Source organism: Acinetobacter amyesii, from assembly GCF_023499985.1.
Lineage (GTDB): Bacteria > Pseudomonadota > Gammaproteobacteria > Pseudomonadales > Moraxellaceae > Acinetobacter > Acinetobacter amyesii.
On the sequence record NZ_JAMCOU010000031.1, the window covers coordinates 139797 to 153631 of the forward strand.

10 protein-coding genes are annotated in these 13835 nt (G+C 41.0%); 4 read left to right on the forward strand and 6 right to left on the reverse strand.

Features of this window, described 5'->3' with window-relative positions:
* The first annotated feature begins 126 nt into the window (after positions 1 to 126).
* The 3 genes from M5F03_RS09330 to M5F03_RS09340 all read left to right on the forward strand — a co-directional run bounded on the left by M5F03_RS09330 (position 127) and on the right by M5F03_RS09340 (position 3732).
* On the forward strand, positions 127 to 498 hold the full coding sequence (locus M5F03_RS09330) for a hypothetical protein (RefSeq protein ID WP_249708128.1): 372 nt from the start codon (positions 127 to 129) through the stop codon (positions 496 to 498).
* Between the two features lie 342 nt (positions 499 to 840).
* On the forward strand, positions 841 to 2061 hold the full coding sequence (locus M5F03_RS09335; protein WP_249708129.1) for an OprD family outer membrane porin: 1221 nt from the start codon (positions 841 to 843) through the stop codon (positions 2059 to 2061).
* 48 nt (positions 2062 to 2109) lie between these two features.
* Positions 2110 to 3732 (forward strand): alkaline phosphatase D family protein, encoded by a 1623-nt coding sequence (locus M5F03_RS09340; protein WP_249708130.1) that lies wholly within the window; start codon positions 2110 to 2112, stop codon positions 3730 to 3732.
* A gap of 152 nt (positions 3733 to 3884) precedes the next feature.
* On the opposite strand, the gene M5F03_RS09345 is transcribed toward M5F03_RS09340, so the two are convergent.
* The 4 genes from M5F03_RS09345 to M5F03_RS09360 form a co-directional block, all read right to left on the reverse strand.
* On the reverse strand, positions 3885 to 4559 hold the full coding sequence (locus tag M5F03_RS09345) for an acid phosphatase (protein WP_249708133.1): 675 nt from the start codon (positions 4557 to 4559) through the stop codon (positions 3885 to 3887).
* 259 nt (positions 4560 to 4818) lie between these two features.
* Entirely contained in the window at positions 4819 to 6960 is a 2142-nt protein-coding gene (gene pta / locus M5F03_RS09350) for a phosphate acetyltransferase (protein WP_249708134.1), read from the reverse strand.
* 59 nt (positions 6961 to 7019) lie between these two features.
* On the reverse strand, positions 7020 to 8237 hold the full coding sequence (locus tag M5F03_RS09355; RefSeq protein ID WP_078192700.1) for an acetate/propionate family kinase: 1218 nt from the start codon (positions 8235 to 8237) through the stop codon (positions 7020 to 7022).
* A 493-nt stretch (positions 8238 to 8730) separates the two neighbouring features.
* Positions 8731 to 9996, reverse strand: coding sequence for a glutamate-5-semialdehyde dehydrogenase (locus tag M5F03_RS09360; RefSeq protein ID WP_111884042.1), 1266 nt, complete (start codon positions 9994 to 9996; stop codon positions 8731 to 8733).
* A gap of 303 nt (positions 9997 to 10299) precedes the next feature.
* On the opposite strand from M5F03_RS09360, the gene M5F03_RS09365 reads away from it, so the two are divergent.
* Entirely contained in the window at positions 10300 to 11628 is a 1329-nt protein-coding gene (locus tag M5F03_RS09365) for an alpha/beta fold hydrolase (protein WP_249708135.1), read from the forward strand.
* Between the two features lie 28 nt (positions 11629 to 11656).
* Here the strand turns inward: M5F03_RS09365 and M5F03_RS09370 are convergent, their stop codons facing one another.
* On the reverse strand, positions 11657 to 12526 hold the full coding sequence (locus tag M5F03_RS09370) for a class I SAM-dependent methyltransferase (protein ID WP_249708136.1): 870 nt from the start codon (positions 12524 to 12526) through the stop codon (positions 11657 to 11659).
* A gap of 130 nt (positions 12527 to 12656) precedes the next feature.
* Positions 12657 to 13679, reverse strand: coding sequence for a beta-N-acetylhexosaminidase (gene nagZ / locus M5F03_RS09375; RefSeq protein WP_180034909.1), 1023 nt, complete (start codon positions 13677 to 13679; stop codon positions 12657 to 12659).
* Positions 13680 to 13835: the final 156 nt, after the last annotated feature.

Below are 13835 nucleotides of genomic sequence, written 5' to 3' on the forward strand. Positions count from 1 at the left end.
AATTTTTAGTCTTTGCGTCAATGTGTGTGATAATCATCGATGATCTTTGTTGCTTTCAAATTTTTTACAAGACTTCAATTCTAAACGTTATGATTTGAAGCAAATAGATGACAGGTAAAATTAAAAATGGGCACTGTTACTGTTCGACCAACTGTTGAATCAGATTGGGAGATACTGAAAAATTTACGGCTAGAAGCATTACAAGACAGTCCCGATGCATTTACAGCAACTTATGAAAAAACCAAAACTCATAGTGAGTCTGAATGGCGTGATAGAGCTGCGCAAAAAATACCATGTCAGTTTCTATTGGCATTTGACGGAATAAGAGCAGTCGGCATGGCTGGAGGTATTATTGATGAACAGCATGAATTTAATGTGGTTGCAATGTGGTTGTATGAGAATTATCGGGGAAACAGTGTTGCTGATCTTTTAATATCTAGTCTACAAAATATGCAGCAAACCAAGGTTATACAAAAATTGTACTTCGTGTTGAATTAACTAATTTACGAGCTACTCAATTTTATTCTAAACAAGGTTTTATAAAAGTTCTTGAGCAATCTTCTTTAAAATCAGGCTTAGAGCTTAGCAGTCAAAAAATGGAGTGCTTGCAGTTCTTTTAATGGTCAACTTTTTTCGTATATAAGTGCTTAAAAAAATAACTCTAATTTTTATATTATCAAATATTTATATTAAACATTTGTTTTATTTTTCATGTAATTGTCATGGGATTGCAAGTGTATTGTCATACAGAGTCTTTAGGTTATTGCAGTATTTCTCAAGGACCAAAGAGGTTAGACGTTGAATTACAAAGCACTCATCTGCTGTATGGTTTTCACCCCCATGCTGACAATGCAGGCAGCACAAGCAGAATTTATTAAAGATAGTAAAGCAGAAATAGATTTTAAAAATTATTATTTTGATCAAGATCAAGAGCCTAACGATAAAGATTCGACAGTTTGGGGACAAGGTATTGAATTGAGTTATCAATCTGGTTTTACCGAAGGTCAAGTCGGTTTTGGTTTAGATGCTACTGCGGCAGCAGGTATACGTTTAGACGGCAGTAAAGATAAAGCCAAAAATTCGTTGATGTTTCCTTTAGAGGGTGATGGTAGTCCAACAAATTATTGGACACGTGCATATCCCACTTTAAAAGCGCGCTATCAGAAAACTGATGTAAAAGTCGGGGAGTTACGCCCTAATTTACCCATTTTAAGTCGAAGCTTTGCTCGCTTGCTCGAATCTGCCTATTTAGGTGGTCAAGTCACTTCTAAAGATGTAAAGGGATTGACTTTAACGGGTGGTTACGTCACTAAAGCAATTCCACGTGCATCACGAGATGCTTCAAAGCTTTCTATTAAAGGCGCAACCGAAACCAGTGATGGGTTTATGTTTGGCGGTGCGGATTGGAAGCCCAATAAAAATTTAACGCTACAGTACTATGCTGGTGAGCTGGATGATTTTTATGTACAGCAATTTATCGGTGTGAAACACAAATTTCCGTTCAGTGAAAACCAGAGTTTTAATACGGACTTACGTTTATTTGATACTCAAGCGACTGGAGCTAATGAGCGTGGTGAAAAAGGCTATGGCGCTAAAGTAGATAACCAGACAGCCAGTGTAGACTTCAAATACAAATTTAAAAATCATCAGCTGCAATTTGGCGCGCAAAAAATTGGTGATGATGGCGATTTTCTGCATATGAATCAGGGCAGTTTAGATAATGGTGCGGATGGTACGTTCATTTATTTGCCAACAAATCGTTTGTTGCAGAACTTTACTAATGCAGGCGAAAAGTCCACATGGTATGGCTATCGATATGACTTCAATAATCAATACTTAAAAGGCTTAAATGTATCGTTCCTGAAAGTACAAGGACGTGACTTTGGTAAATGTGGTTGTGCAACTGAGTCCGAAATTGACTATACCTTGCGTTATAAAGTTCCAGAAGGGAAATTCAAAAATTTAGGTTTTACCGCTCAGTACGGAAAATTCAAAAAAAGTACAGGAACTAAGCAAGAACAAAGCCGTATCTACTTGACCTACACCCTGCCAATTTTCTAATCCAAAACCGATCAGGTTAATTTATTAATAAGTTTATAGAGAAATAAAATGAATCATTTTAATTCGAATCGTCGTCAATTCTTAAAGGGTTTGATGGGAGTCGGGTCTTTAGCGTTATTTTCTGGACTGAGTCCAGTAAGCACGTGGGCAAATGCCAAATTTCCGATTAGCCCGTTTCAATTAGGCGTTGCTTCAGGTGAACCTTGGCCAGATGGTTTTGTGATTTGGACCCGAGTTGCACCATATCCACTTTCAGTGGATGGTGGGATGCCGAAAGAAGCAGTTGAAGTAGATTGGGATATTGCTACAGATATTGAATTTAAGAAAATTGTGCAAACTGGGAAGGCGCAGGCACATCCTGACTTACATCACACAGTACATGTAGAGATAAGTGGTTTAGCACCGATGACACGCTATTATTATCGATTTAGATTGGCTGGTTATGAAAGTTCTGTAGGTACAGCAAAATCGGCGCCAGCAGCACATCAAATGCCAGAACGAGTTCGAGTCGCTGTAGTGGGCTGTCAGCATTATGAAACGGGTTATTACACGGCTTATGACTACTTGAGCAAAGAAAAAGAGATAGATTTAGTTTTCCACTATGGTGACTATATTTATGAAGGACCAGAGGGTAAAGGTGGGGGGCGTGCAATTGGAGATCTAAGAATTTCAATTCCTGCACGTCAACATATTGGTCCGGAAATTCAAACTTTACTGCAATATCGTATTCGTTATGCACAGTACCGTGCGGATCCCGATTTACAAGCTGCACATGCATCTGCACCTTTTGCGATGACGTTTGATGATCATGAAGTAGATAACAACTGGGCTGCAGATATTGAAGAAAAAGGCGAGAAGAAAGACATATTTTTACTGCGCCGCGCAGCAGCGTTTCAAGCATGGTATGAATATATGCCTGTGCGTTTAAAACAGAAGCCGAACGGCCCAGATATCCTTGCTTACCGCACTTTAGATTATGGCAAAATGCTACGGATGAATATTTTGGATACACGCCAGTACCGTTCTCCAATTTTATGCACCAAAGCTCAGTTAGAAGATGGGTTTGATAAAATAGATTACTGCCGTACTGAGAATAGCCGAAATGAGCAGGTTCTTGGTAAAGCACAAGAGCAATGGTTGGCGAAGCAAATGCGCCATGATAAGCGTTGGAATGTCTTGGCACAGCAAATTCAGGTTATGCCTTGGGTACGTTATAACAAATCAGGCAAAGCTTATTTTGGGAAAGATACGTGGAATGGCTATCCATACGCACGCGAGCGCTTGATTGAATCTATCAAAAAAAATGCACCTCATGGTAATACAGTAATTTTATCAGGAGATTTGCATCAATATTTTGCAGCGAATATTCCAAGTGATTTGAATGATTTTAAGAGTCCATCGATTGCAACCGAATTTTTAACTACATCGATAACCTCTACCGGCAATGGTCAACCAATCCGTCCAGGGCAGGAAGATGTGCTGAAGTTAAATCCACATATCAAATTTATCAATGATCAACGCGGTTATCAGACTTTAGACTTTTTTAAAGACTATATGTGTACAGACTTAAAGGTTCTAGACTTTGTTGAAAAACCAGGTGGAAAAATGACGACCGTAGCAAGTTTTGAAGTGGCTTACGGCAAGCCAGAACTGAAGCAGATTGAATCTTAATAAAACGGTATCAAAATACTTCTGCTAAATTAAATAAAGCGCTTAGATGGTTCTAAGCGCTTTATTTTTATATTGGACATTCACATCTATTAAAAACCACTGCCCATGCATGTGATCTACTATCTATGCAATGAGACAAGATGCTGATTTTTTTAATCAGATTTTTTGTGTGTGGCAGAAATAAGATGGTTAATTTCAGTTTTGGCTTTAATCATATCGGCTTGGAATTGTGGATCTGCCTGCAAGCGTGAAAATTGCGCAGCTCCCATAATACGGCCAGCATCGACATCACTTTGCCAATGCATATTGCACACGACTCGGCTTTGCCCAAATTCAATACCACGTTTAAGAATTTGACTTTGACGCTCAGGACGTAACTCTGCTAAGACTAATGCATATGTCCAACCGATAGTTGTATGTCCAGAAGGATAGGAAACATATTGATTTTTTTCATTTTCTTCTTCAGGGGTACAAGTGCTGACATTAAAATAGCTATATGGACGTTCACGGCTATATTTCTTTTTTGCAGTTTGAGTAGAGTATCTACTATCAAGTTTAATCTTTCTTAAAATTTCAAATAAAATAGGTGTATTTTTCTCATTAATTTCTACGCCAAATGCAGATGAAAAAGGTCGCCCTAAGTGTGCATTTGAAACATCAGCATCAATTTGTGCTTGCTGCCAGCGAGCCGTATTTTTCAAATATTGAGATTGTTTAAAAATACTTTGATCACGAATAAAATCTCCACTATAGGCTTGTGGAGGAGTAGATAATATTTCAAGACTATTTGGAGCTGAGTCAGGTGTTAGATATGAATCTGCGGCCATGGAGTGTGCGCTTAAGCAAACCCATATTAATGTAGAGATGGCACATGGAGTATAAAATTTTAAGTTTGTCATGATATAGCTAAGTTTTGAATAATTAAAAAAGCGCTCATACCATAAGCAATAATATTGACTCTAAGATGACAAGAATTAATAAATGAAAATTATTGCAATATAAATAAGATTGAAATGCGGGAAAATCGGAATGAATAAAAAAACCACCCAATCTTTCGAAAGGGTGGTTTAGAACTCGAAACTAAAATTAAGCTTCTTGCTGTTCGGATTGGATTGCTGTTAATGCAATGGTAAACACGATGTCATCGACCAAAGCGCCACGAGACAAGTCATTTACAGGCTTGTTTAAACCTTGCAGCATCGGACCAACACTGACAACATTTGCAGAACGTTGAACTGCTTTATAGGTTGTGTTACCTGTATTTAAGTCCGGGAAAATAAACACATTGGCACGACCAGCCACTTTAGAGTCAGGTGCTTTAGAGCGTCCCACACTTTCCACCGATGCAGCATCGTATTGAAGCGGGCCATCAATGAGTAAATCTGGACGGCGTTCTTTGGCAATGCGTGTTGCTTCAGCCACTTTCTCGACATCTGCACCTGCACCAGAAGTACCTGTTGAATACGAAATCATCGCAATGCGTGGGTCAATACCAAAGGCTTTCGCTGAATCTGCAGATTGAATCGCAATCTCTGCAAGCTGTTCTGCATTTGGATCTGGATTAATTGCACAGTCACCATATACATAGACTTCATCTGGTAACAGCATAAAGAACACAGATGAAACCAATGAATATTCAGGTGCGGTCTTAATCAATTGGAATGCAGGACGTACAGTATTTGCCGTAGTATGTACTGCGCCTGAGACTAAGCCATCCACCTGATCGAGTGCAAGCATCATGGTGCCTAAAACCACAGTATCTTGTAGCTGTTCACGTGCTTGTAGATCATTGAGTTTACCTTTACGCAGCTCAACCATTTTAGGCACATAGTTTTCACGAATCAGATCTGGATCAATAATTTCCAAATCATGTGGAAGTTCGATATTACGTGCTTTTGCAACTTCAATCACGGCTTCAGGTTTTGCCAATAAAATACAGTGTGCAATGCCACGTGATTGACAAATGGCAGCCGCCTGAATGGTGCGTGGTTCATCACCTTCAGGTAGAACAATTCGTTTTTTCGCAGCAATAGATTTTTGTACCAATTCATGACGGAATGCAGAAGGGGACAAACGGGGTTGATACGAACCATTCAATACTTCAGTAATCCATTCAGTATTGATGTGGCTTGAAACAAAGCGGGTCACTTGTTCTGCACGTTCTACGTCATCGACAGGAATTTCATTGCCTAAATTTGAAAGTTGTTGTGCCGTTTCAAAAGTGCTTAAAGGCGTATGTAAAATCGGTAAGCCTTGCTTAATCGCAGTTTGGCAGAAATCCAAAACTTGTGGGTTCGGTTGATGGTGTTCAGTCAAAACCAAACCGGCAAGTGGAATACCATTGCTACTTGCAAGGCTAGAAGCCAACAACACATCAATACGGTCAGAGGCGCTGATAATGAGTTCACCTGCCACAAATTTGTGAAGTTCATGTTCAATATTAGAGGCAACTAAGCTGCTATGTAGTACGCGTCGATGAGCAGCATCGCCTTGGTTAATCCATTCCGCTTGAATATGTGTCGCCAAGTCAGACATGCGCGGTACGCTGAGCGTATTACTAAATGGAACGAGGCCAATGACAGGTAGCTGTGTAGAACCAATTTGCGGATTACTTTGTTGTAATTCGAGTACAAATTTATTGGTATCACTGATTAAACGCAGATTTGGATCAAGCGTGACAGGAATTTGCGCAGATTCTTCTGGCAAGCCACGTGTGCGCATAAACAAAACGCCCGCAGTACGTTCAGATACCGCACCACCAAATTGGCGTAGAGAACTGTCAATTTTCTCAGCCGTTTTTGTGGCATTTTGAATATCTGCTGTGCTGACAATAATCACTTTAGCATCGAGTGCTTTTGCTAATGTTGCGTTGAGTTCTGAGGCAAAGTTATCTCGGCTGTTTGGAACCAAGCCTTCAACAATAATCAGATCATGCTTTTTTGCAATTTCACGGTGCAAACGAACCGCTTCTTCGAGCAGTTCATCACTTTCATCATGACTGAGTTGCTTCACGATGGTGGCATGATGAATAGGTTCTACCGTTTCATTATTAAATAAATGACGATAAAGAGCCGTTGTACGGTCTACAGTATCTGCGACATTTTCCTGTGAAAATGGTTTCAGAAAACCTGCTTTGACCCCTTGGCATTCCAAAGCATAAATTAAACCTAAGCATGCAGATGTTAAACCTACACCTTCCCCAGTTGGCACGAGTAAAATTGTTTTCATACGGTGTCTAAATTAAAGCTAAAAATTAATATTGAAGGCGAAGGGGCTGATGCGATTGCTTATGCAATCGCAGCTTCAGCATCAGACTTTTTTGTAACAGACGCTGTCACCTCGTCTACAACATGCTCAGTTTCTTTGGCAATACGGCCTTCTTCATCGGTTGGAACAACCCAAATTTGTGGGCCAGTACCGTGGTCAATACGACCTTCAGTACCGCGTTTTAAGTTGTCATTTAATTCTTTACTAAGGTTGAAACCAAAGTGCGGTAAGTATGAAACTGTTTTTTCACGAATGTAGGCAGAATTTTCACCAATACCACCGGTAAAGAATAAACCGTCAATACGTGGTAGACCACAGCTGAGACCTGCCAAAGATTTTGCTAAACGGTAGCAGAATACTTCAATGGCAAGTGCTGCATCTTCGTTGCCTTGTTCCGATGCTTCGATCAACGTACGCATGTCATTTGAAAGATCAGACAAACCGAGTAGGCCTGATTGGCTGTTCAGCATCTTGTCGATTTTGTAGATATCCCAACCTAAGTTGCTCGCAAGGAAGCTGTGAATACTTGGGTCAACATCACCACTACGTGTGCCCATGACCACACCTTCAAGTGGAGTCAGACCCATTGACGTATCTACAGATTGACCATTCCAAATCGCACAAGTCGAGCTACCATTGCCTAAGTGAGCAGTTAACCAGCCACCTTGTTTAAAGCTGCCTGCCAACATTGAGCCACGCTCAGATACGTAGGCATGGCTAGTACCATGGAATCCATAACGACGTACGTTATGTTGTGTGTACAAGAATTTTGGTAATGCATAACGGTATGCATGAGACGGCATGGTTTGGTGGAATGCTGTATCAAATACGGCTACTTGCGGAAGTTCAGGGAACAAGCGCATGGTTGCTTCGATCCCTACCAAGTGAGCCGGGTTATGCAATGGAGCAAGCGGTGTAGCTTCACGAATACGTTCAATAATTTCTGGTGTTAATAGCTCAGCTTTGGTTAATGTACCGCCGTGAACAACACGGTGACCAATCGCTTGAGGATTATGGTGAGCCAAACGCTCTAAAATAGTTTCGAGGGCTTTTTCATGGTCAGCATGTGGAATGGACAGCTCAAGCGCATCACCACCTGTAGTGACCCCTTTAATACGTGCATCAGCAGAACCTAGGTTCTCGGCTAGACCAAAAATACGATCTTCACGGCGCTCAGAAACTAACGCATATTTGATAGAAGAAGATCCGCAGTTAATTACTAATACTGATGTAGACACGTTTAAATACCCGAATTCTAATTGAAATACTTATCCATAATATTGATCTGATTGCAGTTGTATTGATTGATACAATTTAGATCTGTGATGATGTTTTATCATGGGTTTTTTTATAGTCCTAGATAGACTTTAGGAGATTAGACTTAAGCACTATCGACCCTGAGCACAATAATAATTAAAATTTATCAGTTCATAGTTTTCATTTATTAATAAAATAGTCCTCAAAATTTATACGATTTAAGGGATATACATAGAACATAACATGCGTTCGCTGCGCTGTAATCCTCAAATTGTTGCAAAAAAGCAGGTAAATTTAACTTTTCTCATTCTTCTTAAGTATTTAATTGTCAAAAAATCTGTTTTCGATTCTATATCCTGTGTGTTTGCAGGCTTATATTTCAATATGTGAACCCTGGGTCTAATTTTTTAAATCACCATAAAAAAAGCTGTGCCTTTAATCAGAAAAGCACAGCTTTCGTTGTCTTATTGGGTGTTATTGGCGAATTTGACCATCACCAAACACAATCCATTTTTGAGAAGTCAGACCTTCAAGACCGACTGGACCACGTGCATGGATTTTATCGGTTGAAATACCGATCTCAGCACCAAGACCATATTCAAAACCATCCGCAAAGCGCGTTGAGGCATTGATCATCACTGAACTCGAATCTACACGCGCCAAAAACTGACGAGCCAAACTAAAGTTTTCGGTAATGATTGAGTCGGTATGGTGTGAGCCATATTTGTTGATGTGTTCAATCGCTTCATCTAGGCCAGTAACGACTTTCACTGCCAAAATCGGGCCTAAGTATTCGGTGTACCAATCTTCCTCAGTTGCAGGAACAATCGACTCACCCAAAATGCGCTGCGTTTCAGCACAGCCACGCAGTTCAACTTTTTTCTCAGCATAAAGTTCAGCAATGCGTGGTAAAAACTCTTCAGCGACATTTTCATCGACAAGTAAGGTTTCCATGGCATTACATACGCCATAACGGTGTGTTTTGGCATTAAGCGCAATAGGTAATGCTTTTTGCAAATCAGCCTGAGCTTCCACAAAAACATGGCAGTTACCATCAAGATGTTTGATAACAGGCACACGTGCTTCATTGGTAATACGTTCAATTAAGCTTTTGCCACCACGAGGTACGATCACATCGACATATTCAGGCATAGTAATTAATTGGCCAACCGCAGCACGGTCTGGGGTATTAATGACTTGAACGGCATGTTCAGGTACACCTGCGGCAGTTAAGCCATGTTGAATCGCTGCCGCAATTGCTTGGTTAGATTCCAAAGCTTCAGAACCACCACGTAAAATAATCGCGTTACCTGATTTAAGCGCTAAAGATGCGGCTTCAAGGGTTACATTTGGGCGAGATTCGTAAATCATGCCGACAACACCTAATGGCACACGCATTTTGCCCAGCTGAATACCTGTCGGACGGAAGGCCATATCGGTAATTTCGCCAATCGGGTCAGTCAGTGCGATTACATCTTTTAGACCTTGAAGCATGCCTTTAAAGCGTGTGGGGGTAAGTTCTAAGCGATCAAGCAGAGCACTATCCAAGTTGTTGTTATGCGCTTTGGTCATATCCACTTGGTTAGCTGCCAAAATTGCAGTTTCACTGTTTTGTAAAGCAGTATAAATTGCTGATAAGGCATTATTTTTAGTCTGGGTAGAAGCCCCTGCGAGCACACGTGATGCTGTGCGTGCTTGCTGTCCTACCGTTTGCATGTATTGTTCAATAGACTCTTGCATAGCGGTTTGATCACTTAGAAATTTCAACTCGATATTAACAGCCTGTGACTGAACAATGAAGCACTTAAGTGCACATTCGATTGCACTTACTGACCAGTATTAACATTTTGAAATTGTTTTTAGAGCAAAAGTAGATAAGCGGCGGGGATATCAGTTGCTTGTAAAATGAACCTCTGTATAGAATGAAACAATAGCGACATTGAAGTCGTACAAATAACGATTAAAGAGCAGGACGCTAAGTCGAGCAGAGTCTCTAAATGAATTCCTGACAATAAAAATAAGGCAGGAATGGAGGAAAGGAATATGAATTCCATTATCCAAATGGATCCCACCGTACAGGAAAGTACGCATTACAGTTTTTTCGATCTATATGACAAGCAAAGCTTTAAACAGCCTGCCAGAACGACATGGATTGATGGCTGGAAGGTCGAATATATGGCCATTGCACAACCTGAAACGATTCATCGCACCCCGATTGTTATTATTGGTGGGGCATTTCAAAACTTTAATTCCTACAAATATTGTGTCGAACAACTATTTGCGGCAGGCCCTATTATTTTAATTGATTTACCATCCATGGGCTCAAACCAGCAAATTACCAATGTAGATACAGCAGTGTCAGCAGGGACTTTAGAGTTGGGTGATCTGGCGCAGATGTTGGGCGTTTGGCTGGATATCGTCGGGCTAGAAAAAGTATCCGTGATGGGGATGTCACTAGGTTCAGTGGTGGCAGCAGGTCTGGCAGATCAACGTCCTGAATTGATTGATCGCATGATTTTAATGGGCGTGATGCAAAAAACGCGCAAGAGTTGGCGCATGTTGCTTGAAGAATCCTTGCATTTGATGAAAGAACAGCGCATGGATGAATTTGGTCAAGCGGTGATTTTGTATTTGGTCAATCATGCCAAACTGGATGTGACGCGGATGTCACCGACAGCGAAGCGTTTGTTCTTTAGACAAATGGCTGAATTCACCAATACCGAACAAGAGCGTTATGACATTAACTGTAATCGTTTGCTGCGTTTGCAAGACGTGCCGATTCCACAGTGTGATGTATTGGTGTCATGCGGGCAGTACGACAGTTTTACTTTGCCACATGAAAATGCAGGTTTTGCCTTGCAATGTCCGAATATGCAATTTGCCATGATTGCCAATGCGGATCATTTACCTCAGTTGCAGCGTCGTAAGGAAACTATGAATTTGTTTGCAACTTATCTACGCGGTGAGTCTATTCAGCAGTTGGAAGGGATCATTCCAATGAGCCGAGAGCAAATGCAAAATATCGAACGCCGTGGCGAAGCGCGGGTGAGTGTACAACAGCCATTCACGCATTTATCTCATCGCCATTCAGACCTTGTGGTTGACACTCAAATTATAGATTTAAATTATTTTGGCGTGTTGTTGAATGTGCAGGCTGAAATGTTGGACTTCATGCATGCATATCCACGGGATTTGGCATTACATCTAGAAGATGAAGAAGGTGAGTTTAAAATTGAATGTCTCATCTTTGACGTTGTGGATACACAGGTTCGCGCTTTGTTTAAGCATGGTAGTTTTGAGTTGGCAGAACGCTTATTGCGCTTTGTACAACGCCAAAAAGAAGATGTGTTGTTATTAGAAGCCGTCAGTTAAAACATGAACAAGTAAAAAAAACAGCGCTTTAGCGCTGTTTTTTTGTTTTGGCATGGACCATCCAAACCAAATCTCCACAGTGCTGCTCTGCATCGTGAAAAGGAATCACTTGTTCTTGCTGCTGTTGCGGAAAGTATAAGGCTGGCTGAACGACGTCTACTTCTTCAAATCCTGTATGGGTGAAAAACTGCTGTAATTCAGCAGGGGATTGAAAATGAAAAGTAAAAGCGCTGCGTGACATAACTTTGAGTAATTTACTACTGGCCCAAATAAAGCGTGCTAAACGGTTCTTGACGGGTTCTGGATAGATGTCGGTCAGATAATGCAATTCCTGAAACGAGGCGCCATATTCGGTGATCCCTTGCAATAACTTATTCAGTAGGGTTTGATCAAAATAATTAATCAGACCTTCGCTAATCACCACCAAAGGACGTTTAGGGGCAAAACTCTGAAAAATACGTTCAAAATCTTGAGTGAAAATGTCCCCAGTTAAGACCTCCGGGGCATGCGGGTCAATCTGTTTGAGTGCCTGTGTTTTAATTTTTGCCATATCTGGCAAGTCGAGTTCACGATAATCAATTTCAGGATGCTTGGTGCGAAAATTCCAACCGCGCGGGGAGAGGCCACAGGCAATTTCAAGGACTTGTAGCTGTGGATATTGGGTAATGAGTTGATCTAAATGTTGATCGATCATGGCATGGCGCTGTTTAAGCGTCGAACGCATGCTACCGCCCACATTCTTTTCTGCCCAGCTTTCTAAAGGATGGACTAAACGTGCTAAAAATTTGCCTTTACGTGTGGCAAAAACGGGATGCGAAATCCCCATGCTGTACCAAATATAGCCGGTGTAATGTGCAGTAAAGGAAATGTGTCGATGTTCCGATAAACTTTGTGTCATGTCGTCCTGACCTAATGTTGTTTTTATTGGCAATTTTTGTATAGCGCCGAAGCACTTATTTTGTCTTCATCATAAATCAAAAAGGAGCACCTTGTCGTGCTCCATTTTCTAGAATTTTGAAAGTCTTGGATTAGCAATATTGATTTTTAAAATCCACAATACGGTTACGCACGTTTTGCCAGTCCGCCCCGAGTTCAATGCTTTGTCCAATCTCAATTTGTGGGATTTTACCGCGCATACGTTCTAGGCGTTCTTGATTTGGGAGAGCCAAGTTTTGAATGCCATCCAGCGCAATGCATGCAGATTCACGGTTATTACATACAAGGCCCATATCACAACCTGCATTTAATGCTGCTTGGATACGAGCATCTGCGCCGCCAGCGACACAAGCGGCTTGCATGCTTAAATCATCGGAGAATAAAACGCCATCAAATTGGAGCTCTTGACGTAAGACTTTCTGAATCCAATACGGTGAAAATCCAGCAGGATTAGGATCAATATTTTCATAAATCACATGCGCAGGCATTAAGGCATCAAGCTGTGGTTGCAGTTGAATAAAGCTTTGCATGTCTTTTTGGTAGATCTCTTCATAACTACGATGGTCAATAGCAGCAGCGACGTGTGAGTCTGCTTTCACTGAACCGTGGCCTGGGAAATGCTTACCTGTAGATGCCATTCCTGCACGTTTCATACCTTTTAAGAAAGCACTTGCCAGTGGAATGATATCTTGCATATTTTTGGCAAAACCACGGTCACCAATCACATCACTAACATCATTTAAATCCAGCACAGGTGCAAAACTAAAATCGATGCCGACCGCAAGGACTTCAGCTGCCATCAACCAGCCACATTGTTCAGCCAGTTCAACAGCTTTTTCAGGTTCAGTTAAGTAAAGTTCTCCAAACTTACCCATAGCTGGTAGGAGTGTGAAGCCTTGTTTTAAGCGTTGTACACGACCACCTTCCTGATCGACGGCAATTAAAATATCAGGACGGATTTGACGCATATGGTCGGTCAGGGCACGAACTTGTTCAGGAGATTCAATGTTGCGACCAAATAAAATCATGCCGCCAACTTGTGGTGCCTGTAATAGTTCAATATCTTCTTGGGTAAGTTCTGTGCCAGCAATGTCGAGCATTAATGCGCCAATCATATTCGGTGTCCGTGTTGGAATTTTTAAGGAAAAACAATACCTGAATTCTGCAATGATTTGCTACACTTTGTCAGCAGAGAATATGATAAAACTACACGACATAAACATATTAAGTTGTTTAAGATTTTGAATCTATTCAATTCAGGTCGAAAACCA